This window comes from Streptomyces sp. Tue6028, from assembly GCF_002300165.1.
Classification (GTDB): Bacteria; Actinomycetota; Actinomycetes; order Streptomycetales; family Streptomycetaceae; genus Streptomyces; species Streptomyces siamensis.
Genome location: NZ_MLCE01000002.1, coordinates 73,309 through 96,356 on the forward strand (window position 1 = coordinate 73,309; position 23,048 = coordinate 96,356).

Annotated in this window: 24 protein-coding genes and 1 pseudogene; 11 read left to right on the forward strand and 14 right to left on the reverse strand. The window is 71.7% G+C overall.

All coding sequences use genetic code 11. The annotated features are described in order from the left end of the window. The first annotated feature begins 219 nt into the window (after positions 1 to 219). Together BKI49_RS00550 and BKI49_RS00555 are read left to right on the forward strand one after the other, a co-directional pair. Positions 220 to 1,071, forward strand: coding sequence for a class I SAM-dependent methyltransferase (locus BKI49_RS00550; RefSeq protein WP_095932137.1), 852 nt, complete (start codon positions 220 to 222; stop codon positions 1,069 to 1,071). Continuing rightward, a complete protein-coding gene (locus BKI49_RS00555; RefSeq protein ID WP_095932138.1) occupies positions 1,068 to 2,015 on the forward strand; it encodes a TauD/TfdA dioxygenase family protein in 948 nt (315 codons plus the stop codon). The genes BKI49_RS00550 and BKI49_RS00555 overlap by 4 nt, the downstream gene beginning before the upstream one ends. 67 nt (positions 2,016 to 2,082) lie before the next feature. On the opposite strand, the gene BKI49_RS00560 is transcribed toward BKI49_RS00555, so the two are convergent. From BKI49_RS00560 to BKI49_RS00585, 6 genes are all read right to left on the reverse strand, one after another. After that, positions 2,083 to 3,549: an FAD-binding protein gene (locus BKI49_RS00560; protein WP_095932139.1), complete on the reverse strand. Its 1,467-nt coding sequence runs from the start codon at positions 3,547 to 3,549 to the stop codon at positions 2,083 to 2,085. 395 nt (positions 3,550 to 3,944) lie between these two features. Continuing rightward, entirely contained in the window at positions 3,945 to 5,498 is a 1,554-nt protein-coding gene (locus BKI49_RS00565; RefSeq protein ID WP_095932140.1) for an integrin alpha, read from the reverse strand. A 210-nt stretch (positions 5,499 to 5,708) separates the two neighbouring features. Beyond that, positions 5,709 to 6,908 carry an SPFH domain-containing protein gene (locus BKI49_RS00570; RefSeq protein WP_257004560.1) on the reverse strand — a complete coding sequence of 400 codons (1,200 nt, stop codon included), beginning with the start codon at positions 6,906 to 6,908 and terminating at the stop codon, positions 5,709 to 5,711. A 15-nt stretch (positions 6,909 to 6,923) separates the two neighbouring features. Continuing rightward, positions 6,924 to 7,175 carry a hypothetical protein gene (locus BKI49_RS00575; RefSeq protein ID WP_095932141.1) on the reverse strand — a complete coding sequence of 84 codons (252 nt, stop codon included), beginning with the start codon at positions 7,173 to 7,175 and terminating at the stop codon, positions 6,924 to 6,926. A 130-nt stretch (positions 7,176 to 7,305) separates the two neighbouring features. Continuing rightward, entirely contained in the window at positions 7,306 to 8,187 is an 882-nt protein-coding gene (locus BKI49_RS00580; protein WP_095932142.1) for a hypothetical protein, read from the reverse strand. A 437-nt stretch (positions 8,188 to 8,624) separates the two neighbouring features. Next, the gene (locus tag BKI49_RS00585) at positions 8,625 to 8,861 is read right to left on the reverse strand and encodes a chaplin (RefSeq protein WP_095932143.1); all 237 of its coding nucleotides are present in this window, start codon (positions 8,859 to 8,861) and stop codon (positions 8,625 to 8,627) included. A gap of 211 nt (positions 8,862 to 9,072) precedes the next feature. Between BKI49_RS00585 and BKI49_RS00590 the strand changes: the two genes are divergently transcribed. Continuing rightward, complete coding sequence (locus BKI49_RS00590) at positions 9,073 to 9,279, forward strand: hypothetical protein (protein WP_028801462.1); 207 nt, start codon at positions 9,073 to 9,075, stop codon at positions 9,277 to 9,279. 111 nt (positions 9,280 to 9,390) lie between these two features. On the opposite strand, the gene BKI49_RS00595 is transcribed toward BKI49_RS00590, so the two are convergent. Both BKI49_RS00595 and BKI49_RS00600 read right to left on the reverse strand, forming a co-directional pair. Further along, on the reverse strand, positions 9,391 to 10,041 hold the full coding sequence (locus tag BKI49_RS00595) for a DUF4360 domain-containing protein (RefSeq protein WP_095932144.1): 651 nt from the start codon (positions 10,039 to 10,041) through the stop codon (positions 9,391 to 9,393). Positions 10,042 to 10,306: 265 nt separating this feature from the next. Then, positions 10,307 to 10,786 carry a YbhB/YbcL family Raf kinase inhibitor-like protein gene (locus BKI49_RS00600; protein ID WP_257004561.1) on the reverse strand — a complete coding sequence of 160 codons (480 nt, stop codon included), beginning with the start codon at positions 10,784 to 10,786 and terminating at the stop codon, positions 10,307 to 10,309. Positions 10,787 to 11,362: 576 nt separating this feature from the next. Between BKI49_RS00600 and BKI49_RS00605 the strand changes: the two genes are divergently transcribed. Continuing rightward, complete coding sequence (locus tag BKI49_RS00605; RefSeq protein WP_143658341.1) at positions 11,363 to 11,905, forward strand: hypothetical protein; 543 nt, start codon at positions 11,363 to 11,365, stop codon at positions 11,903 to 11,905. Between the two features lie 71 nt (positions 11,906 to 11,976). Here BKI49_RS00605 and BKI49_RS00610 read toward each other — a convergent pair whose 3' ends face one another. The 3 genes from BKI49_RS00610 to BKI49_RS00625 form a co-directional block, all read right to left on the reverse strand. After that, positions 11,977 to 12,495, reverse strand: coding sequence for a hypothetical protein (locus BKI49_RS00610; RefSeq protein WP_095932147.1), 519 nt, complete (start codon positions 12,493 to 12,495; stop codon positions 11,977 to 11,979). A gap of 188 nt (positions 12,496 to 12,683) precedes the next feature. Continuing rightward, a complete protein-coding gene (locus tag BKI49_RS00615) occupies positions 12,684 to 13,187 on the reverse strand; it encodes a DUF6624 domain-containing protein (RefSeq protein WP_095932378.1) in 504 nt (167 codons plus the stop codon). A 365-nt stretch (positions 13,188 to 13,552) separates the two neighbouring features. Beyond that, positions 13,553 to 14,194, reverse strand: coding sequence for an ATP-binding protein (locus tag BKI49_RS00625; RefSeq protein ID WP_095932149.1), 642 nt, complete (start codon positions 14,192 to 14,194; stop codon positions 13,553 to 13,555). A 155-nt stretch (positions 14,195 to 14,349) separates the two neighbouring features. Between BKI49_RS00625 and BKI49_RS00630 the strand changes: the two genes are divergently transcribed. Further along, on the forward strand, positions 14,350 to 15,162 hold the full coding sequence (locus BKI49_RS00630) for an SDR family NAD(P)-dependent oxidoreductase (RefSeq protein ID WP_257004573.1): 813 nt from the start codon (positions 14,350 to 14,352) through the stop codon (positions 15,160 to 15,162). A 55-nt stretch (positions 15,163 to 15,217) separates the two neighbouring features. Here the strand turns inward: BKI49_RS00630 and BKI49_RS00635 are convergent, their stop codons facing one another. Beyond that, positions 15,218 to 16,630 carry an NsdA family TPR-like regulatory protein gene (locus BKI49_RS00635; protein WP_095932151.1) on the reverse strand — a complete coding sequence of 471 codons (1,413 nt, stop codon included), beginning with the start codon at positions 16,628 to 16,630 and terminating at the stop codon, positions 15,218 to 15,220. A gap of 254 nt (positions 16,631 to 16,884) precedes the next feature. Here BKI49_RS00635 and BKI49_RS00640 point away from each other — a divergent pair, with 254 nt between their 5' ends. From BKI49_RS00640 to BKI49_RS00655, 4 genes are all read left to right on the forward strand, one after another. Beyond that, the gene (locus tag BKI49_RS00640) at positions 16,885 to 17,751 is read left to right on the forward strand and encodes a helix-turn-helix domain-containing protein (protein ID WP_257004562.1); all 867 of its coding nucleotides are present in this window, start codon (positions 16,885 to 16,887) and stop codon (positions 17,749 to 17,751) included. A 3-nt stretch (positions 17,752 to 17,754) separates the two neighbouring features. Beyond that, positions 17,755 to 17,991, forward strand: a complete 237-nt coding sequence (locus tag BKI49_RS00645; RefSeq protein WP_095932153.1) for a DUF397 domain-containing protein — start codon at positions 17,755 to 17,757, stop codon at positions 17,989 to 17,991. 197 nt (positions 17,992 to 18,188) lie between these two features. Continuing rightward, positions 18,189 to 18,689, forward strand: coding sequence for a hypothetical protein (locus BKI49_RS00650; RefSeq protein ID WP_095932154.1), 501 nt, complete (start codon positions 18,189 to 18,191; stop codon positions 18,687 to 18,689). A gap of 35 nt (positions 18,690 to 18,724) precedes the next feature. Beyond that, positions 18,725 to 19,534 carry an SAM-dependent methyltransferase gene (locus BKI49_RS00655; RefSeq protein ID WP_095932155.1) on the forward strand — a complete coding sequence of 270 codons (810 nt, stop codon included), beginning with the start codon at positions 18,725 to 18,727 and terminating at the stop codon, positions 19,532 to 19,534. Here the strand turns inward: BKI49_RS00655 and BKI49_RS00660 are convergent, their stop codons facing one another. After that, on the reverse strand, positions 19,535 to 20,929 hold the full coding sequence (locus BKI49_RS00660; protein ID WP_095932379.1) for an FAD-binding oxidoreductase: 1,395 nt from the start codon (positions 20,927 to 20,929) through the stop codon (positions 19,535 to 19,537). Between the two features lie 231 nt (positions 20,930 to 21,160). After that, entirely contained in the window at positions 21,161 to 21,676 is a 516-nt protein-coding gene (locus BKI49_RS00665) for a pep a2 (RefSeq protein ID WP_095932156.1), read from the reverse strand. 304 nt (positions 21,677 to 21,980) lie between these two features. On the opposite strand from BKI49_RS00665, the pseudogene BKI49_RS00670 reads away from it, so the two are divergent. Then, positions 21,981 to 22,172, forward strand: a pseudogene (locus BKI49_RS00670) (DUF5133 domain-containing protein); the annotation flags it as partial. Between the two features lie 81 nt (positions 22,173 to 22,253). Then, positions 22,254 to 23,048 (forward strand): maltotransferase domain-containing protein (locus tag BKI49_RS00675; RefSeq protein ID WP_143658345.1); only part of this gene is annotated, 795 nt, incomplete at its 3' end.

Sequence of the window (23,048 nt, forward strand, 5' to 3'; positions counted from 1 at the left end):
GGCGGGCGTTCTCCGTCGGCGCCCCGGCGTCCCCCGTACGGCCGCACAGCGTCCGGCGGGGTGACGACGGCCGGCACCCGCACGGGCCCGGCAGCGATCCGGACGAGCGCGTGCGAGGGGCCTTCGCAGGGCCGAAGCTGGGGTCGAAGCTGGGGTCGAGACCAGCGAGGCGCGCGGTGCTGCCACCGCGCGCGTGCCGAACGAGGAGGACACACTCGCGTGCCTGCCAAGAACGTCTCCGTCAATCGCGCGGCCCTCGGGCACCGCGTCGCCTACGCGCTGCGCCACCCCGAGCGGGTGCCCCGTCATCTCACCCGTGTCGCCCGCGACGCGTGGCTGCGCCACCGCTGGCCGGACCACATCTCGTACTACCGTGCGGTGATGCGCTCCGACACGCGTGCCGACCCGGACGCGGCCGTCGGCAGCCGCAGCCACGAGCGGTGGCTCGCCCTGGGCGCCCTGCAGTTCGACTACCTGCTCGGCCACGGCCTGCGCCCCGAGCACCGGATGCTGGAGATCGGCTGCGGCAATCTGCGGGCGGGCTGGCGGTTCATCAGGCACCTGGAACCCGGGCACTACTATGGCATCGACATCTCCCCGGACATCCTGCTGGCCGCGCAGGACACGATGGTGCGCATGGAGCTCCAGCAGCGGCTCCCCACACTGACCCCGGTGCGCGACCTGAAGCTGGGTTTCCTGCCGGACGCCCACTTCGACGTGGTGCACGCGCACAGCGTCTTCTCCCACTCCCCGCTCCCCGTCATCGAGGAGTGCTTCGCCCACGTCGGCAGGGTGCTGGCCCCCGGGGGCTGGTTCGACTTCACCTTCGACCGCACCGAGGGCGAGGAGCACCACGTACTGCGCGAGGACTTCTACTACCGCACCGAGACCCTCCTGGCACTGGCCGAGAAGCACGGTCTGGCGGGTCGCTTCATGGCCGACTGGGAGGAACTGCCGCACGGTCAGTCGAAGATCCGCGTCACCCACCGCGACGCGCCCTGTCCGGCGAGGGGCCCGCGCGTCATGCTGGACCCCGACGAATCGACCACACGATCGACGGAGCCCACATGACGGACCAGGTCACACGACTCGAAGTGAAGCCGGTCGCCGGCCACATCGGCGCCGAAGTCACCGGAGTCGACCTGGCCGACGAGTTGGACGACACGGTCGTCGCCCGTATCCGGGAGGCGGTGCTGCGATGGAAGGTGGTGTTCTTCCGCAACCAGCACCTCGACCACGCCTCCCACATCGCGTTCGCACGGCGGTTCGGCGAGCCGGTCCGCCTCCGTTCGCGTGGCAGCGCGTCACCGAAGGACTTCCCCGAGGTGGAGACGACCGCCGACCGGCTGGAACTGGGCGGGCGTTACGGCATGGGCCACGAGGAGTGGCTGCGTCGACGGCGGCATTCGCTCCTGCGGGGATGGCACTGCGACCACGGTGCCCGGGTCGATCCGCCCGCCGCGACGATCCTGCGTGCCGAGACCGTGCCGCCGTACGGCGGTGACACCACCTGGTCCAATCTGGCCGTCGCCTACGCGGGCCTGTCGGAACCGGTGCGGGAGTTCGTCGACGGGCTGCGCGCCGAGCACCGGCTCGGGGTCGGCTACCAGACGCGAGCCGGGGACGACGCGTACCTGCGCCATCTGCTGGACCATCAGATCGCCTCCGACCACCCGCTGGTGCGGGTGCACCCGGAGACCGGCGAACGGGTCCTGTTCGTCAACGGCTACTACGTCGAGCAGATCCTCGGGCTGTCCCGGCCGGAGAGCGGGGCGATCCTGGAGATGCTGCTGGAGCAGGCCACCCGCCCCGAGTACACGGTCCGCTTCCGGTGGGAGCCGGGCAGCGTGGCCTTCTGGGACAACCGGGCCACGATCCATCTGGCGCCCGGGGACACCGCGCACGTGGACCATCCGCGGATCATGCACCGGGTGATGCTCGCCGGGGACGTCCCGGTCGGTGCGGACGGCAAGCCGTCCGTACCGATCGTGGGCAGTGAGCCGCAGCGTTGGTGAGCGGTGCCCGTGGCCGCCGGCCCGCGGGCACCGAGGGTGACCGGCGGCGGTCCGGGACGTGGCTCCGTCAGAAGATGCCTTGGCCCGGTACGAGGATGCCGCGCGGATCGTAGGTGTGGCGGGCGGTGGCCAGCCGTCGCCAGGCGGGCCCGAAGTGCTCGCGCCAGTCGGCGGGTGCGAAGGGGACGGAGCCGACCGGGTAGTGGGTGCCGCCGGCCGCGTGGACGGTGTCGTAGGCGGCCCGGTTGGCGGCGAGCAGACGGTCGACGGTGGCCGTGTCGTCGGGCGGGGTGGTGCGCAGGACGGCCAGCAGGTAGGGCACCGGGTCGTCGGGCATGCGCAGCAGTGGAGTGCCGAGCCGGTCGCGCAGCAGCGGGTAGAGGAGGACGACTCCCGGGCCGAGGTCCTCGGGGGTGAGGTCGTCCAGCACGGCTCCGGCGACGGCTGCGGCCGTGCGGCCGGGCAGCAGCAGGTTGAGCCACGGGTGGGCGTACGCCCACAGGCCCGCCTCCTTCAGCGCGGCGACACTCGGCGCGAGCCGGTCGAGGAAGTCGTAGTACGCGAGGTCCGACTTCTGCACGCCCGACGGGTCGTGGCGCAGCCCGCGCAGCAGTCGGGCGTCGTCCGGGGCGGGCCCGACGGGCGGGCCGTAGGCCACCGCTTCGAGGAGGTAGCCGCGGAAGGCTCCGCCGGCGTCCGGGGTGACCTGCCCCTCGACATAGGCGAAGCGGCCCTCCTCGACGAGCCGTCGCTGGTCGTCGAGGAAAACCCGCAGGTCGTCGTACGGGAGGAGGTAGTGGCGCACGGTCTCGGGTGCGCTGACCAGTCGCAGGGTGGCCCCGACGACGACGGCGCACTGGCCGAGTCCCGCGAGCACGGCGAGGAACAGGTCGCGGTGGCGGGTCGGGGAGCACCGTACGAGCTCGCCCGCGCCGGTGACGACCTGGAGTTCGGTGACGTTGTCGACCTGGGCACCCTGCTGGTGGGTCTGGCCGCCCAGACCACCGACCGACAGAGTGCCGCCGACGGAGAGTTCGAGGTAGTCGGTGAAGGTCGGCGGTGTGAGTCCGTGGGCGATCGTGGCCTTGGCGACGTCGCTCCACTTGGCGCCCGCCCCGACCGTGACCGTCCTGCTGCCCGGTCCGACCGGGCCGATGTCCGCGAGCGGCGTGGTCTCGATGACCAGGCCTCCGCCGACCTGGGCCTGCCCCTGGGTGGCGTGGCCCTGGCCCCTGGGAGCGACCTCGACACGGTGCGTGTTGCAGAAGCGGATCATCGCGACGACGTCCTGGACCGAGCCCGGGCGCAGGACGGCGACCGGACGCCGGTGGACGATGTGCCCGAAGTCGTCGGCGGCGGCCCCGAGCGAGGCGTCGTCGGTGTGGATGCTCCCGTCCAGCGGCGGGAGGCCGGTCAGCGGCCGGGCGGACGCGGTGGTCGCCCAACTGCGGGTGAAGGGGTCGAATCCGATGACCGCGGCTCCGGCGGCCGCGAGGCCGTGCAGTGCGGTACGTCGCGAAGGGGTCCGGGGCACGCGCTCCTCCTGGGGCGGGCTGGATGCAGCGGTCGACTGCCGCCGATCATAAGGCAGTTGGGTCTTGGACCATGGGAAAACGATGTCGCGGGTGTCGCCCCCGCCCCGAGGCTCCCGGCCTCCCCGGCACGGACCGGGCAAGGCTTCCGGGCCCACTGGTGCGGCCTGCCTCCCACCACGGGTCCGAGTACATGGCCCGCGTTCGCGCGCGGCTCCGGCCGTGTCACACGGACACGGCCGGAGCCGCTTTCCTGACCTGCTCCCGACCGCGTCGCTCGGACGCCGCCGGAGTCCCGGCGCCCGACGGCCGTCGGACGACGGCGGCCGGGTTCACCGTGCCGCGGGCGGAGGCGTGCGCCGAGGCGCCCGGGGTCGTACGGGGTGACCGTCGACGGTCACTCGTCGACGGCGGCACCGAAGCGGGCGTCGCCGCCCGGCGCGCCCAGCGCACTCGCCCCGAAGAGCCAGGAACCGTCGGCCACCAGGCCCTTGGTGCCGGCGGGCAGGTGCCAGACCACGCCGTCCGCGGTGTCCTCCCCGGGCGCGGCGGCCAGGAGTTCGCTGCGGCCGTCGGCGTCCGTGTCGGCGAGCCGTACCTGCGCGCCCCACGTGTCGTCCATCTCGGCGGTGCCGGGGATGCCGGGAGTGTTCTGGTCGAAGGACTGCGCGCCCGTCGCCGTCAGACCGTCCGCCGAGCCGCGCAGCAGCCACACCGCGCCGGCGTCCGACACGGTGCCGATGTCCTCGCCCGGCGCGCCGACGGCCACGTCCGCGTAGCCGTCGCCGTCGCTGTCGCCGACGGACAGCTCCGTGCCCCACGCGTCGCCGTGCTCTCCGGTGCCGGGCACCCCCGGCGAGTTCTGGGTCCACCACCGCGGGGCGCTGCCGGGTCCGTCCTGGCCCTCGGGGCCGTCCTCGCCGCCGTAGTAGACACCGACGAGTCCGCCGGTCAGGCCCTCCGCCTCGTCGTCGGGGCTGCTGTTCTGGCCGGTGACGAGGTCGTCGTAGCCGTCGTTGTCGATGTCGCCCGAGGCCGTGGAGATGCCGCCGCGCAGGTCGCGCAGGTGGGTCAGGCCGTGTGCGCCGCCCGAGTAGACCGCCGACCAGCCCTGCGTGTAGTCGTCGTCGGGGCTGTAGCCGGAGACGACGAGGTCGGCATAGCCGTCGCGGTCGTAGTCGCCCGTGGTCACGTAGGCGGGCCGGATGGCCCGGCCGGCGGGGTGCGCGGTCGTGTCGAGCGTGCCGGTGTGGTGCAGTGCGCCGCCGCTGTACGTGAACAACTGCGCGCCCTGCTGGTCGAGTACGGCGACGACGTCGGCGGGCGTGTCCCCCGTCAGCCGCGCGGCCGTGACGGCGGCACCGAAGCGGGCTCCGGCCGCCGGGGCGGCGGAGGCGAACGTGACGCTCCGGGCCGGGCCGAGTCCACTCCTGGAGCCGTACAGCACCGTCACGCGGCCCGCGTCCTCCAGGGACCCGACGTCCTCTCCGGGCGCCGCGACGACCGCGTCGTCGTAGCCGTCGCCGTCGAGGTCTCCGGTGGCGACGGCCGCACCGAAGGAGTCGTAGGTCTCCGAGGTGCCGGGGACGCCGTTGGTGGACTGGCTGAAGACCGCGGTACGCGCCTTGGGGACGCTGTTGCCGGCACCGATGCCGTTGGCCGCCCCGTACTGGACGGTGACGAAGCCGGCGCCCTTCTTGCCGTCGACGGTGCCGTCCGGGGCGCCGATGAGGACGTCGTCGTAGCCGTCGCCGTCGAAGTCGGAGTTGCGGTCGTTCGCCTGGGTGCCGCCGGGGGTGCCCGCGTACGAGGCGGGTGCGGCGGCGATGCCGAGGCCCGCGAGCAGCAGGAAGGACGCGGCTGCCAGGGCGGCCGTGCCCCTTCTGCGGCGGGCACCCGTGGTGCCGATGGTGGAGGTCGTCGTGTCGGTCGCACGCTGCGCGCTGGTCATGTCCTGCTCCCCGTGTGATGAAGACGCGGCCGGGTCGAAAGGCCGGGCTTGGTGGTCAATGTGGCGAAAGGACCAAGTTCCTTTCACTCACGCCCAGTTCGACACGACACGTGCCCGGGGAGTTGTGGTGCCCGGAGGGGCCGTGACACAGCAGTGACAAGTGTTGCGCAACGCGGACTTCCGGGCGGGTGGTGAGCCCGCCCGGACGCTTCAGGCCTGGTCGGTCCGGCCGTTCTCCGGCCCGGCCTGTTCGGTGTCCTCGTCCGGTGTGCGGGTGTAGCCCTGGAGCGCGAGCGGGGCGTCCGCCTTGTCGGGGCGGGTGTCGGGGCTCTGGCCGTTCAGGTTCTGCCGGACGGAGTCCAGGATCGTCAGACCCTGGGCGACCAGTCCCGCCGCGATCTCGCCGAGGCCGTCTGCGCCGTTGAGGACGTTCACGTTGGCCCCGGCGAGCCCGCCCGCCGCCTCCTTGACGATCTGCGGCAGTTGGTCGATCAGCATCCGGTCGAGCGCGACACGGTCGTGCGAGGCGGCGGCCTCGGCCTGGATCTTCATGCGCTCGGCGTCGGCGACGGCGAGTACCCGGATCCGTTCGGCCTCGGCCTCGGCGGGCTTCACGATCTCGGCCACCAGTTGCTGCTGCCGCAACGCGGCCTGCTTCTGGGCCAGTTCGGTCTGCGCGGCGAGGACCTCCTGCTGGGCGTGGGCCTGCGCCAGCGGTCCCGCCTGAGCGGCCTGGGCCTGGGCCCGGTCCACCTCGGCCGAGTACTCCGCCTTCACCACGGCGGTCTGCCGCGCGTACTCGGCCTGGTTGCGCGCCGCGACCTGCTCCGCCTCGACCGCCGCCTGGGTGGCCTGGGCCTGGGCGATCTGGGCCTGCCGCTGGATCGCCGCCTTGTGCGGTGCGGACATGGCGTCGATGTATCCGGTGTCGCCGTCGTCGATCGACTGGATCTGCAGCGAGTCGACGATCAGCCCGATCTTCGCCATCTCGGTCTTGGAGGTGTCCAGGACCTCAGCGGCGAGCTTCTGCCGTTCGGTGACGATCTCCTCCACCGTCATCGAGCCGATGATGGCGCGCAGATGACCCGCGAAGATGCGCCCGGTGAGCACCGACATCTGGTCCTGGTCGGAGAGGAACCGCTGTCCGGCGTTGATGATGCTCTCGGTGTCGTTGCCCACCTTGAACGCGATCACGGCGCGGACATGCAGGGAGATGCCCTGCTTGGTGACACAGGTCTCGGTGACCTCGGACTCGCACATCGACAGCGTGAGGAAGCGCGTCTTGCGGAAGACGGGCAGGACGAACTTGCCATGGCCCGTCACCACCCGGAACGGCGCTCCCCCGAGTCCCCGCCTCCCTCCCGAGATCAGCATCGCCTGGTCGGGAGCGGGAACGCGGTATCCGAACATCGTTGTCCATCCTCCTCAGCCTGCGCCGGCGGGATGACCGCCCAACGCCTCCAGGGGGTCGGCCCACGTGATGACGTCGACCGCACGGCATCCGCGGGATGCGACCACGAGCACGGTCGCCCCTGTCGGCAGGGGCTCCGGCGACCAGGCGAGGAAGGTCTCGGATCCGCCCCGGACCCGCACGAGGATCTCGCCGGGACCGGCGGATCCACGTGTGCCGATGAGCAGTTCCCCCGTGCAGCCGATCACGGCGTCGTCCTCCACCACAGTCGGCCGCCCCCCATCACCCTGGTACTGCTACCGACAGTAGACCTCCCCGTGCCCGGCGCCTACGCCCCTGCCGATCTCCCGTCCGCACCGGCGCCCCGGCCCCGGGGCGTAGCGCCGTCGGCGTGCCTCAACTCCTGGTGAACTTGTAGGTCTTGCTGTCGGTCAGGACGCAGAAGCCCGGCGACACGACGATCACCCGCAGGGTGCCGGTGCGCCGGTCGTAGTCGATTCCCTCGGCCTCGAACGTCCCCGAGCAGCCGCTGCGCAGCGGGAGTTGGCGCAGGGCGGTGACGTGACCGGACACGTCCGCCGTGCCGTTGGGCTCGCCGGACAGGTCGATCTGGAGCAGTGGCTTGGTGATGCCGAAGAGGGTGCCCGCGGGGTCGTCGGACGAGCACAGCAGCCGCGTCGCGGTGACGAAGTCGCAGCCCTGCACGTCACGTACGGCGTGGTCCAGGTTGATGGTGGACGCCTGCGGGAGGTTCGCCAAGGGCGACGTACCCGAGTTGACGCCGGGCGTCGGGAACACCAGGAGCCGGTTCATCGTGCCCCACTCGCCGGACACCATCCAGGAGCCTCCGGGCGAGATGGTGACGAACGAGTTGTTGAGGGCCTCGCCCGGGCTCAGCGCGTGGACGTACTCCGACCAGGCGCCGCCCGGCGCCTGCACCCGGAACATCTTGGCGCTGCCCGAGTCGCTCTGGTACGGCTCGATGTAGTAGCCGTTGTAGGAGGCGTCCGGGTCGCCGACGTGGTTCCAGCCGCGGCTGCTGACACCGACGGGAATGGTGCCGATGCCCGTGTAGTGGTTGGGGCTGCCTGCCGGGACCTCGACCGAGGTGAGGCCCTGGCTCTCGGTCAGCGGATCGGCGCGGTCCGAACCCGTCTCGGTCCAGGTGTCGGCGGCCTGGGCGGGCGCGGTGGTGGCGACGGACACGACGACGGCGGTGGCGAACGTGACGAGCCCTGCCAGGACCGCGTGACAACGTTGCCGTGCGGGCATGCGCATGAGGTCTGCTCCTCGTTGGGGGGTGGGCTGCTCGGCGCACAGTCTGACCCGTCCTGATGGTCATGTACAGACCAATGAATGGACACCGGGCGTCGGCTCACCGTCCACGCGGCGACACGCCGCACGCCGTCCGGGAAGGGGCCCTGGACACGCCGCCGCCACGCCCCGCACGGGCGGCCCCGCCGGACGCGCACCGGCCGAACTCACACCACCGACGGCCAACCAACGACACTCGCAGCAAGGGCAGTTGCTCCGAGCGAGATCACACCGACCGCACCACGCGCCGTTCACCGGCGACGATCAGAGGACCCCGGCGGCACGGCGGGATCTCCGACCGGGAGCAGACAAGCGTCCGCCGGGCAGGGAAATCCCTGCCCGGCGGACGTGACCGTTCAGTCAGGCAAGGAAGCCCCTGCCCGGCACACGCGACGGCTTCGTCAGTCGGCCGTGCACGTGTTGCCGCTCGCCGGGTTCAGCAGGCCCAGCACGTCGATGGAGTCGCCGCAGAGGTTGAGACCCAGGTCCACGGGGATCTGGATCACATTGCCGGACAGAAGTCCGGGGCTGTTCGCGGCGACGCCGACCGGGTCGGGGTCGTCCGCGGCGGCAGTCCCGGCCGTGGCCACAAGAGCCACGGTCGCCAGGCCGGCGGCGGCCATCAGACGAATGCGCATGTCAAACTCCCATCATTCGCAGGGGTGCGAGTTCCTCCACCATCACCTGCACGGGCCGTGACCGACATCGCTGTACGCCCGAACGGGGTGCCCGTCCCATACGGCCCCGTCCGCTTGCGTCCGGGCTCAAGACGCGCCTGCGGGCCGTGTCGCGCGGCCGCTGCGGAATGCCCGTAGCGTGAGAACAGGTCACGTGGAACAGGGAGAGATCATGTCAACGAGCCAACCCGATGCGTCCGCGCCGTCCGACGACAGGGCGACCCCCGACTCGCTGCTGCACACCGGTGCAGGGGGCGCCGTGACCGCCGAGGACCTGGTACTCGCGGCGGGACGCGACATCAACCCGCGCAACCTCGCCTGGGCCGAGCGCAAGCTCAAGGAGGAAGGCCCGGCGGCCCTCGACAAGCTGCTTCCCTGACGCGACCGGCTCCGATGCGGCGGAGCCGGTCGACGAACCGCCGGTGCCCGGCCGGCTCCGACACGACGGAGCCGGCCGGGCACGCGCGCGTTCAGCCCCGGGAGCCGGGGGTCAGGAGCTCGGGCACTCCTTCCAGGCCAGGTGGTAGACGGTGCTGATGTCGCCGTCCGTCGAGTCCATGGTCATGAAGCTGGAGCTGCCGGGAGTGGACGTCCCCGCGCTGACGCGGAGTTCGGTGTTGATGTTGAAGTTCCGCTGAACGCCGCAGGGCGCCCAAACCAGTTGGGCCCAGTCCGTGGAGTCCGTGGCCTGCCAGTTGTCGTTGTAGGGACCGCGGAAGGGGTGGGTGATGGCGGCCGTGTTCGGAGAGCCCTGGAAGTAGTACGAGGCCTTCTCGGTGCTGCTCGCTCCTTGCTGGAGCGCGGCGAAACCGCGGTAGTCGGCGCTGGCGATGGCGTAGGTGAAGCCCTGCGGCACGTGGACGATCAGGTTGAGCTGGCAGTTCTTGCGGAACGCGGTGGGGTCGGCATTGCCTCCGACCTGCGCGAGGTAGTCGCTGTAGGTCACCGTGAACGCCGTGTTGTCCGGCGAGACCGCGACGGCCGCGGTGCCCTGGGGACATCCCGAGCCGTTCACCGTGGCGACCTTGATGACGATCTTGTCCGGGGGCGGGTCGACGATCGCGGAGGACGGGTCGTGCGCGGGGAGTGCCGAGGCGAACAGGGCGGCGATGGCGCCACCCAGTAGCAGCCCACCAGTCATGGGGCTCCAATCCATTGCGTCGGTGTTCCGGCGGCGGCACGTGAGGTGCGCCGCCCTGGAATGGGGGGTGCGGCTCCCCGCGGGCGAGGAGCCGTCGCAGACCAGTGCGTCGGATCAAGGCTTTGTTGAACATGCACATGTCAAGCAGGCATGCGCATTCCCCCGGGCTGTGAAGGAGCTGTGAAGACCGGGAGTGACGGCATCGTACGAAGCGGCGACCGGGGCGGCCAGGGCGATCTCCGGCCATTCACGGCCCGGCCGCCGGTCACCTGCCGTAGCGGCCGACCAGCGTCCCCGCAGCCGTGACGTGCCCGGCCAGCGCGCGTTTCACATCGCCCGCCCCGGCCCCCTCGGGGAGGGTCGGTTTCACGTCGGCCGCGAACACCGAGAAGACGTAGCGGTGCGCCTTTCCCTCCGGCGGACAGGGACCGCCGTATCCGAGCTTCCCGAAGCCGTTGCGGCCCTGCACGGCTCCGTGCGGCACGGCGCCCGCCGCCAGCGCCGTCTCGTGCGGGTCGATGCTCCACACGGTCCAGTGCACGAAGGTGCCGCCCGGGGCGTCCGGGTCCTCGACCAGCACGACCAGCCCGGCAGCGCCCTGCGGCACCCCCGAGAAGTCCAGCGGCGGCGAGACGTTCTCGCCGTCGCAGGTGTACCGGCGCGGAATCGTGCCGCCGTCCGCGAACGCGGGGCTCGACACGCCGATCTTCGACGACGCCCGGATCTCGGGGGTCGTCGACGACACGGCGCCCCCTCCCCCGCGGCCGCAACCGGCCGCGCACAGCGCGAGAAGCGCCCCGAGGATTCCGGCCCGCCGCCGGCCGTGATGCCGCATACGCGCCACGCTAGCGCCGCGGCGGCCGACGGGCGGCGCGACACGGACGGCACGACGCCACCCGCCCGCGACGCGACGGGCACACGGAACGGACCGTGTGCCGGGTGAGCAGGCGGTGCGGCTCCGGCCCAGCCCACGTGCCACACGCACAGGCGGCGCGACACCCCGCGCAGGACTCGTGACACGTGCCGCACGCCGCACCCGCGGACTTCACGGTGTTTGGCCAAAAGCCGCATGCAGAAACGGAGTCGAGCGAGTGAACCCGAACGAGGCGTCGCGTCACCTCGTGGACGCACAGCGTCCGCCGGCTGTCGTCCGCACGTGTCGGCGGGAACCGACTCGCTCGCCGACCTGAAACGTGCCTCCGGCCGGCGCGGGCGGCAGCGACACCCACCGCGCGGCCGGCCGCAGGACCCGTGGCACGGCCGGGCGGGAATCGCCCCGCCGCCTCATCACGGCAACGGTGTGCCTGCGACACTGAGCCCCATGGATCCACGACACCTGAGGCTCGGCCGCCGTCGCATATGGATGTGCAGCGCTGTCTGTTTTCTGGTGCTCGGCCCGGTCGGGTGGTTCCTGGGCGGATGGATCCCGGTGGTGCTGCTGGCCGTCGCACTCGCCGCGGCCACCGCGGTCCTGCACTGGAAGGCCCCCTCGTGGCTCGCCCCCGCCATCGCGAAGGGGCAGCGTCAGAGCCGCCAGGACGTGTCCGCCTTCTGTGCGGTCATCGCGGTCAGCGGCTACGCCCAGCCCCCGGCGGCCGCCGACAGCGCCTCCCGTGACATGGCGGGGCTGCGCATCGAGGCGTACCGCGCCGCCGCCGACGACGATCTGTCCGAGGATCTCCGCCGGCTCGCGGCCGACGCGCTGGCCGCCGCCGACCACGCCCACGACGAGGACACCCCCGCGGAGTGGCGCGCCGCGCGTGCGAGCGCGGAGCGGCTGGCGCACGCCGCGCAGGACGGCAACCCGTACGTGCGTCAGCTCCTCATCCAGTGGGTGGAGGGGAATCCGGCCGGGGAGCGCTAGGGCCTCTGCCCGACCATTTCTGGCGTCGTCGGGCAGGCGGGAATCGTCGGACGGGCCCTGGCCGTCGCCGCTCAGGACTCGGCTTCCCCGCGGAGAAAGTTGCTCACCTGGCAGGCCAGGCTGTCCCGGGCCGTGTCGGGACGGGCGCCCGCCTCGACCGTGGTCTCGTACGGGTCGATGCCGCCCGCCCAGAGGTACCGCTCGGTCCACTCGTCGTCGACCTTCAGCTGGACCTGGATGTCCACGCGGTGCAGGAACGCCTCCGCTCCCGCGGCGAAGAGGACGGCGGTGGCCCGGCGCAGCGGGTAGACGTCGAAGCCCTCGATGAACTGAGAGTTCCGCCAGTCCAGGAAGGCGCTCTCGCCGTCCGCGCCGATGCGGATGTCGATCTGGCCGTCTTCGAGATGGATCCCGAAATGCTCGGTCGTGCGGTTTTCGACCGTCACTCGAAAAGCGAAGTAGGCAAGTCCGTCGGCGGCGTCGTCGCGTCCCCGCGGCGGCTCCGCCTTTTCCACTCCATGGACGCGGACACGCAGACCGGCATGCTCGTCGTACTCCTGCCAGTCCCCGACCACGTTCGGCTCGCGCACAGTCCACCTCTCCACTTCAGAGGGCTTTTCCTATCTGTGGCCCCAATGAGGTGTCAAATGCGCCGAACGTGCCGTGGCCAGGGATTTCACCTTTCTTGATCGGCGATCAAGCCGTGCGCAGCCAGAACCTTTCCCCGACCGCCGCGGAGAGTTTTTCCCGCGTGCTGCACATCACGTCCGAAGGCGTCTCATCCACCGGCCCGCAGCCGGCGGAGCTGCTCGTCGAGGGGGCCGAGGCCGACGTCGCGCCGGCGCTCGTCGAGGGTCCGCGGCCGGCGCACGGGGTAGGGGCGCAGCGTCGCGGGGTCGACGCGGGTGCCGTAGTACTGGGGCCGGCCCAGTTCCACGGCACAGTGGTCGGCGATGTACGCGTGGTGGAGCGCGGGGCAGCGCCCGTCCGCCGCGGCGTCGGCGATCAGGTCGCGGCACTTCAGCTGGAAGTCCAGGCAGGGGGCGTGCAGCAGGATCATCAGCGCCGCCGTGGAAGCGGGCAGGCCGACCAGGTCGGCGGCGGGCCAGCCGTACCGGTGGACGACGGTGGCGAGGGCCTCGGCACCGTCCTCACGGCACCGGGCGAGGGCGGGGTGCCACCGAGGGCCGGATGCCGTCCGTGCCTGCCGCATCAGGCGTCGTTCCTCGTCCACCCGGCGCAGCAGTTCCGCGGCCAGCGCCGCCGCGAGTGCCGGAACCATCGGCCGCTCGGTCGTGAGCCCGGGCGACGCCGCCGCGGCGCCCACCGGGGGGTCGGACCGCGTCCGCCGGCCGAGCCCCGAGGCCGTCTCCCTGCCGGCGGCCTCCGAGGACGCGGGCGCCTCGCCGCCGATCGCCGAAGACGCAGGCGCAGACTCGGGCAAGGGCCGCCGCGGCTCGCAGACCGCCGCGGGCGCGAGCGGTACGCCGTCGGGCGGCGAGGGTGCGGGCCGCGCGGGTCGGCCGACCTCCGGGAACGCGAGCGGTGCCACGCCTGCCCTGGGCGTCGCGGGCCGCGCCTCCCCGTCGACCGCCGGAGGAACGGACAGCCCCTCCGAGCCGGTCGCCGGGCGCGTCGGCGATCGGTTCACGGCAGTCCCTGGAGCACCAGCGTGAACCACACCTTCTTGCCGGTGAGGCCCGGGTCGGGCGGGGCCACGCCCCAGTCGTCGGTCAGGGCGGCCACGATGGCCAGCCCTCGCCCCGACTCCTCGGCGCCGTCCGCGGTGCGCGGCCGCGGCAGGAAGGGCGAGCGGTCGGCGACGGTGATGCGCAGCTCGCACCGGGTGTACTCGACGGTGACGGTCACGGTGTCACCGCGGTCGGGGCTGCCGTGCTTGAGGGCGTTGCCGAACAGTTCGTCCGTCGCGAGGACAGCGTTGTCCAGGTGCTCGGGCGCGAGCCGGAGGTTCCTGAGGTGTTCGGTGACCATCGCCCGCAGGCGTGGCGAGCGGGAGGGGTGGGCCGGGACGGTGGTGCGCAGGAGGTGGGCCTGGTCCACGGGCGGCGCCGGGATCGCCCCGGACGCCGATGCCAGGAGCGGCACGGCGGGCACCGCGGTGAGGGGGATGTCGGCCGCCGCCTCCGAGGGCCGGGGCCGCGCCGCGGGCGTCAGGTCGTCCGCCCCGTGGTCGTCATACGCCGACGCGCGGCCGTCGGGCAGCCGCGCGTGGACGTCATCCGCCAGTGAGGGCGACGGCCCGCGGCGATGCGCCCTGGATGCCGTCATCGATCCTCCTTCGGAGGCAGCACGGGTGGGGGGTCGGTCTGGATGGCTGCCCCAGCAGCCAACACGCCGGAGTAGCCGGGCGACCAGGGGGTATTCGGGTTGTCCGGTTGCAAGCACGTAGTGGCATGGGATGTATGTTCGATCGCGTGAGGAACGTGGACGGGGGGCGGACGGCGGTGTACGCGGAAGGCGACACCGGGTGGTCCGGCGTGCGCGGAAAGCGCGTACTGGTCACCGGCGGCACCCGGGGGCTCGGCGAGCAGATCGTGCGGCTGCTGTCCGCCGAGGGCGCGCGGGTGGCGACCTGCGCCCGCACGGCCCGTGACCTGGAGGCACTGACGGCGTCCCTGGACGCCGAGACGTTCACCCGGCCGCTCGACGTCACCGCGCCCGGTTCACTGGAAGACTTTGTCGTGGCCACGGCGAAACGTTTCGGCGGGCTGGACGGAGTGGTGGCCTGCGCGGGCGGGTCCCGCGGCGGCGGCATCGAGCAGGCGGCCCCCGACGACTGGGCGGCCACCTGGGAGGTCAACGTCGGCCACGCGGCCCGGCTGGTACGGGCGGCCGTCCCGCACCTGCGGGCGGCGGGCGGCGGCTCGGTCGTGGTGATCTCGTCGATCTCCGGCTGGAAGCCGGGTCCGCCGGCCCAGTACGGGGTCGCGAAGTCCGCGCAGATCCATCTGGCCGCCTCGCTCGCCCGGGAGCTCGGCCCGGACAACATCAGGGTCAACGCCGTCTCCCCCGGCTCCATGCTCATCCCGGGCCGGCGCTGGGACCGGATGCGCCGGGAGGACCCCGAGGCGTTCGCCCACTTCGTCGCGGCGGAGCTGCCGGGCGGCGGGCCGGTGGCACCGCAGGAGGTCGCCAGGGTGGTGGCGTTCCTGCTGTCCGACTGGTCGAGCGGGATCTCCGGTGCCCATCTGCCGGTGGACCGGGCTCAGAACGCGCCGTCCCCGGACGGCTACTGAGGCACCGGATCGGGGACCGACTCACCGGGAGGACCGGCGGCGCCCCGGTCCCGGGTCACGCCGCCACCCCCAGCACGGCACGCGACCTGCGCTCGAACTCCTGCACCACGGGCTCGTGACGGCGCGGCTCCAGCCGCCTGCGGAAGTCCCGCAGGGCCTGGATCGACCGCTCGCTGTGCACGGTGCTGAGGGTGTCGAGCGCCTCGGTCGCGGTGCCGACCGCCTCGTCCAGACGGTCCTGCTGGAGATGTGCGGTCGCCAGGACGGAGCGGCTGATGGCCTGGCGCCGACGCCGGTCGGGGTTGGCACTGAGCGACTCGCTCGCCGTGCGCTCCGCCTGCGCGGCCAGACCCAGGTCGCGGAAGCACAGGGCGGACTCGGCCTGGAGATAGTGGTGGTCGAGATAGCGGACCCACACCGACTCCTGCGCGGGCCCCTTGCTCGCCTCCAGCTGCCGGTCGGCCAGGCGCAGCGCCTCGGAGGCCTCGCCGTGGCGGCCCTGCGCGGCGTGACCGCGGGCGGCCATGGCGTACAGGCGCATCAGCCCCAGGGGACTGCCCGCTCCCTGCGCGGTGACGATCCCCGCGCGGGCGAGGGCCACCCCTTCGTCCGGCCGGCCGAGGTTGGTGGCCAGGTGGGAGAGGCCGGCCAGGATCTGACCGCCGAGCACCCGGTCGCGGCCCTCCGCGCACAGTCTCAGTGCCTGCGTCATATAGCGCTGCGCCAGGCCGTACTCCCCCGCGTCGTACGAGCTCCAGCCGGCCATCGCGGCAAGGCGCGCGGCGGCGGCGTACAGCTGTCGGCGCAGGTGGGACGGCGTGCCCCGGCGCTGGAGCATGGGGACGACCTCGGTGGAGAGGTAGTGCACGATGCTGGTGCGCACTCCACCGCCGCCGTAGTGGTTGTCCATCTGGTCGAACATGGCGATCATCGCGTGCACCTGCTCGACCGGTCCGTCGCTCGCCGCCGGCGTCGGACGCCCGGACTCCTGTTGCTCCAGCAGCCACAGCAGCCATGCGCGTTGGGGATTCGTCAGTGCGGCGGCCACGAAGGGGACCGAGCCGAGGAGGCTGCGGCGGGAGATGTCGGTGGACCCCAGTTCCGCCAGGGTGTGAAGGGTTTCTGCCACGTCTTCGCCATAGACGAGCGCCCTGCTCGTGACGGGGCGCTGCTGATCGGAATGGAAGCCCAGGTCCGCGGGGGACACGGCGCGGCCGAGCCGCTCGGACAGCACGGCGGCGATCAACTCCGGCGTGGTGCCGCGCGGTTGCTGACCCTGGAGCCAGCGGGTGACCGACGCCTTGTCGTAGTGGGAGTCCGTGCCCTGACGGCGCCCGAGCTCGTTGACCCGCAGGGCGAGTGAGGCGTAGGAACAGCCGGCCTCCTTGAGGGTGGCCGCCAGCACCTTGTTGCCCCCGGCGGGGGCTTTGCCGGCGTTCCTTGCTTGTCCGTCGGTCACGGTGGCCATCCCCGTCTCGCCTCACGTCCGCGTGCGGCTGCGCCGGTCGGCTCGTCTGGCGGGACGTCATGTCCCTTACCCGAGGGCGCAGTTGTCTGTGACCGAAGCCGAATGTGCGACAGGTCACTCGATCACTATGGTCGCCGACAGACTCAACGTGCAAGCTGCGTTCTGATAATTTCAGAACGATTCGCATCGCCCTGTCTCTGTCAGGAAGCGCGTGGCACACTGCACGCTGTGACAGCCGTCCCGGGAGGTAGGACGTGAGCGAGAACCGCCCTGGCGGCAGCGCGCCGACCGTCCTGCGAATGGTCCTCGGAAAACGACTGCGTCACCTGAGGGAACAGGCGGGCGTGTCGTTCGAGGACGCGGCACGCGCGATCGAGGTCACTCCCCTGACGGTGCGGCGGATCGAGAAGGCCGAGGTCGGACTCCGCATCCCGTACGTGCGGGAGTTGCTGCACACGTACGGCGTGCCGGCCGCGGAGATCGACGACTTCCTCGCGATGGCCAGGGAGGCCAACCAGCCGGGGTGGTGGTACAAGTACCGCGACGTACTGCCCGAGTGGTTCAGCGCCTACGTGAGCCTGGAGAGCGAGGCGAGCGTCATCCGCCTCTACGAACCCCACTACGTTCCCGGCCTGTTGCAGACGCACGAGTACGCCACCGCGCTCATGCGCGTCGGCTTTCCCAACGAGTCGAAGGAGGAGATCGCCCGCCGCGTCGCCCTGCGGGTCAAACGTCAGGACCTGCTCGCCAAGCCGGACGCGCCCGCCGTCTGGGCCATTCTGGACGAGACGGTACTGCGCCGGCCGGTGGGCGGAGCCGAGGTGATGCGCGCCCAGATCGACCGGTTGCACGAGGCTCTGGACATGCCGAAGGTCCGGATCCAGATCATGCGCTTCGGCGTGGGTGCGCACCCGGGGGCGTTCGGACCCTTCCACCACTTCCGCTTCGGCTTCTCCGAACTCCCCGACGTCGTCTACACGGAGAGCCTGGCCGGCGCGGTCTACGTCGACCGGCCGGACGACGTCGTCAGCTATCTCGAAGTACTGGACCGGATGTCCGTGCAGGCGGAACCGGTCGCTCGGACCAGGGCCATCCTGGGTGAACTGCGTAAGGAGTTGTGATCCATGGGATCCGTCCACAGCGGCATGTCCGCCGCCGAACTGGGAACCGAGGGCTGGGTCAAGCCCTGGAGCGGCACGAACGGCGGAAGCTGCGTCGAGGCCAAGCGGCTGCCGGACGGCAGCGTCGCCCTGCGTCAGTCCAAGGATCCCGAGGGGCCCGCGCTGGTCTACTCCCGCGACGAGATGATCGCGTTCCTCCAGGGCGCCAAGTCCGGCCAGGCCGACTTCCTCATCGCCTGAGCCGCGGCACCGCACGGGGCCGCAGCAGACCCGCCGGGCCCGCGGCCCTGACGGAGTGCCGCGTTCCGCACCGGCCCCGCACCACTACGCCCGCACAACCGGACAACCCGCACGCACACTCCCGGCGTGCGGGTTGTCGCCTTCACACTGGTGGCGTCGTTCGTCCAGGAGGGTGCAGGAGGGGAGTGGGTGCGGGGATGATCCTCCACCAGGCCCTCGCGCGCTGCCGGACGCTGGTCGTCGAGGGCCCCGACGGCATCGGCAGGAGCGGTCTGATCGCGGACCTGGCCCGGGAGGGATTCCTGATCCGCCGCTCGCGCGGACACCTCCACCATGTGGACCCCACCCAGCCGTACCGTGAACTCCTCGCCGCCCCGGGCCGGTTGGCCATCGACGGCAGTCTCGTCCATGAACTGGTCTACGGGCCGCTGCGCCGAGGGCGCTCGCGGGTCACCTGGATCCAGGCGCTCGACTTCGCGGAGGCGGTGGCCGAACGCGACGGCGCCCTCCTGCACGTCACCGGCGAGGCCGACGACACCGAGGCGGTCGACGCGTACGAGCGGGCCCTGCGCACCCTTTCCCAGCACGTCCCCGTGATCACCCTCGACACCATGGACCCGGGCCGCCCGGTCCGCGCCCCCGCACCTCCCTCCATCTCTCAACTCGGCTGTTATACAAAGACGTTGACGATAAGTTGATGACCGACCGCGTGACGCACGGCAGGAGACTTCCCATGGCAGACGGCCAGTCCACCCCCGACCAAGAGGCGCTGTCCAAGATCGACACCACGGTGCCGCACTCCGCCCGCATCTGGAACTACTGGATGGGCGGCAAGGACAACTACGAGGTCGACCGGGTGGCGGGCGACGCCTACCGTGAAGTCGCCCCCAACATCGAGACGATGGCCCGCGCCTCGCGCGGCTATCTGATCCGCACGGTCACCTTCGTGGCCGAGGAGCGCGGCATCCGTCAGTTCCTCGACATCGGCACCGGCCTTCCCACGTACGACAACACCCACCAGGTCGCACAACGCGTGGCACCGGAGTCCCGCATCGTCTACGTCGACAACGACCCGCTGGTGCTCCGTCACGCGCAGGCGCTGCTCACCAGCACGCCCGAGGGCGTCACCGACTACATCGACGCGGACCTGCACGAGCCCGAGAAGATCATCGAGACGGCGAGCCGCATCCTGGACTTCGACCGGCCCGTCGCCCTCATGCTCATGGGCATCCTGGGCCACATCCAGGACTACGAGGAGGCCAAGTCGATCGTCCGCCGGCTCCAGGCCGCCCTGCCCTCCGGCAGCTACTTCGTGCACTACGACAGCACGGACACCGACGCGGCGCTCAAGGAGGCCCAGCAGGGGTACGACGACACCGGCGCGATTCCGTACGTGCTGCGCAGCCCCGACCAGATCACGGCCTACTACGAAGGCCTCGAACTGATCGAGCCCGGCATCGTGTCGTGCCCGCTGTGGCGCCCGGAGCCGGGTACCTCGCCCGAGCTCACGGACGTCCACGGAGGCGTTGCCCGCAAACCGTGATCAGGCCTGCGGCGGCTGGATGTTCTGGTTCAGGCGGAACACGTTGCCCGGGTCGTACGCGGCCTTGACCTGGGCCAGCCGGGCGTAGTTGTCGCGATAGCTGGCCCGCACCCGATCCTGGCCCTCGTCCATCATCATGTTCACGTAGCCGCCGCCCGCGGAGTACGGCTGCAAGGCGTCGGAGTAGTCGACGCTCCACTGCCTGACGAGGTCGGCGTTGGCCGGGTCGGGGTCCACACCCGCATAGACGGCCGACCAGCCGGAGCTGCGGTAGCTCCACGCGGTGTCCGTCGGCGCGTGGTCGTGCACGGCCCCGTCGATGGGGTACATGTGCATCGTGGACTTCCAGGTCGGCATCTCGGCACCGAACTTGGCGTGCAGGTCGATCGCCTCGGCGGGGAGCGCGTCGATGAAACCCGCTCGCCAGTACCACTGGTCGCCGGGCGGGTAGACCCCGTCGAACGCGGACTGGAGCGCGGGGTGCGGCATCGGCGCCGGGCCGTGCAGCAGCGGTTCGGGCAGGGCGTCGAGGAGCGGCGCCATGTCCCGGGCCGCCGCGTCCGTGTCGTCGCCGATGCGGCACCACATGACCCCGCACACCTTGCGCAGGTGGAGTTCCTCCGGGAACGGCGGCGCGGGCGGCACCGAGGTGAACAGGAAGAAGCCGCCGAGTTCGCGGGGCGCGTGCGGGATGAAGTCCCGGTAGGCGGTGAGGACTTCGGCGCCCATGTCGACGGGCCAGAAGGTGGGGCCGGCGACGACCGTGTTCACGTCGTGCAGGCCGAACAGGAACGAGGTGACGACTCCGAAGTTCCCGCCGCCCCCGCGGAGCGCCCAGTACAGGTCGGGGTTCTCGTCCGCGCTCGCGCGCACCTTCTCCCCGCTCGCCAGGACGACATCGGCGGCGAGGAGGTTGTCGATGGACAGTCCGCACTTGCGGGTGAGGTGTCCGAGGCCGCCGCCGAGCGTGATGCCGCCGACGCCCGTCGTGGAGATGATGCCGCTGGGCGCGGCGAGCCCGTGCTCGTGGGTGGCACGGTCGACCTCGCCGAGACGGCAGCCGCCGCCGACGCGTGCGGTACGGGCCTGCGGATCGACCTCGATGTCGTTCATCGGCGTGAGGTCGAGGACCACCCCGTCGTCGCACGTTCCCATTCCCGCGCCGTGATGGCCGCCGCCGCGTACCGCCAGCGGAAGGTCGTGGTCCCGGGCGAAGCCGATGACCAGGGCGACGTCCTCGGGAGTGGCGCAACTCGCCACCAGGGCGGGCCTGCGGTCGATCATCGCGTTGTAGACGGCGCGCGCCTCGTCGTACCCGGGATCGTCGGGGCCGATCAACGTCCCCTGGAATCCGGGGAGTTCCTGCCGTGCAGCCTGTGCCGGTGTAGTGGACATGTGCATCCCCCGTGTCTGGGGACCGGTTCCGGGGGCGCCAGGTCCGGGCCCCGGCTCCAGTTTCCCCCCATTGCGCGCCTCGTGCCTGTTCTGGTCTCCGGCCGCACCGAGCAGGCCCCGCCACCGGGCTCGAACGGCCCGCCCGCCGCGGGAACGCCGAACGCGTCGATCCGTGCCGGATCGACGCGTTCGGCGTTCGGGGTGGCCGGGTGGTCCGGCGCCGTCAGGGGATCACCCCAGGGCGGCGACCGCCTCGACCTTGTCCCGCGAGACCGACAGCGCGGGCTCCGGGAGCGGGATATGGCGGGGCGTCCGTCGGGCCTCCCGCAGGCTCGGGGCGGGGGCCGGGGGGACCAGCGGGGCACGCTCGGCGGCCCGCGCCCGCCACGAGAACCAGATGATCTTCCCGCCGGCGCCTGTGGCGCAGCAGCCCCAGCCGTCGCTCAGCGCGGCGATCTGGGCAAGGCAGCCCTGCGGCGCCTTGTGCGGGCCGATGTCCTGGCTGTTGTCCGAGACGGCGGTGATGAGGTGCTGGCCGTTCCACCACATCTCGATGGTCGTGTTCTTGTCCGCGGCATGCTCCTCGATCGTCCGGAGCAGCGCCTCGGCGCAGTGACAGACGGACTCGACGAGGATCTCCAGGTTCCAGTACCGGAGGTGCGCGGCCAGGATGCGTTTGACCTGTCCCACTCGTTCCGGGCTGACCTCTACGTCGAGGTGGTAGTAGCAGGGCACTGCAGGTTTCATCGTCGTTGGCTCCTCACCGGCGAAGCTCCCGCTTCTTCTCGCCCGGATGGGCCGAGCCCCGAACACGAAGCGTGAGCGGTGATCGCTTCTGAGTCAGTCTCAGAGTGAGAGCACTACTCCATTCGCGCAACTCGAGAGGGCGCCAAATGTTGTTGAAGAGCCAACAAGACGCTGGGTGTCCGCACAGGCACCATGAGTGAGGGCGTCGGTCTCCACGGGGGACCGGTGCCCCTGCGTGTACGGCCTTCACCCGCCAGCCAGGCAAGCCGTGCACGGTCCGATGAGTGGGAAGGTGACCGGCGTGATGCTGCTGCCTGCCAAACCCGAGGTCGCCAGGCATCTGGAGAGATACCGGGCCTGGGAACGCCTGCTGCTCGCCGCCCCCGCCGACCATGTGGTGCGGGGCAATTTCGAGAACACCGGCTACACCCTGTGCGTCCTGATGGGGAAGCGCTGCGCACGGGAGGCCGCGGACGCGGCCGAGCACTACCTGCAGGACGTTCCCGCAGGAGTGTGAATCACACGATCGGGCCCAGATGGGGCGGAGGCGAAACCCAAGACGTCGGAGGCAGGACCCATGGACGCGAACACGCACACCGGCCGTATCCCCCTGGTGGATGTACGGCCGGTCGTCGACTGCGGCAGACGCCCCGCGAAGGCGGTCGCCGGTGAGACCTTCCGGATCACGGCGACCCTCTTCGGCGAGGGCCACGACTGCGTCGGCGCCAACGTCGTGCTGTGCGATCCCGCCGGGTCCCCCGGCCCGTGGACCCCGATGCGGGAACTGACCCCCGGCAGCGACCGCTGGGGCGCCGAGGTCACACCGTCGGAGGCAGGTCACTGGTCCTACCGGGTGGAGGCCTGGAGCGATCCCGTGACCGCGTGGCGGCGCGCCGCCGAGATCAAGATCCCGGCCGGGATGGACACGGGGCTGGTCCTGGAGGAGGGCGCCGAACTGTACGAGCGGGCCGCCGCCGCGATGCCGGACGGAGCGCACCGGGACGCGGTGGCCGCCGCCGCGAACGCCCTGCGCGACGAGTCCCGTTCACCCGGGGAGCGGCTCGCCGGCGCGCTGACCGCGCGGGCCGACGCGGCCCTCGCGCAGCACCCGCTGCGGGAACGGCTCACCCGTTCGGAGCCGTTGCCGCTGCTGGTGGAGCGTGAGCGCGCTCTGTACGGGTCCTGGTACGAGTTCTTCCCGCGGTCGGAGAGCGGCCGGTCGGATCCGGCCGTGCACGGCACCTTCCGTACGGCCGCCGAACGCCTGCCCGCGATCGCCGCGATGGGCTTCGACGTCGTCTACCTCCCGCCGATCCACCCGATCGGCAGCACCTTCCGCAAGGGCCCGAACAACACGCTGTCCGCGGGTCCC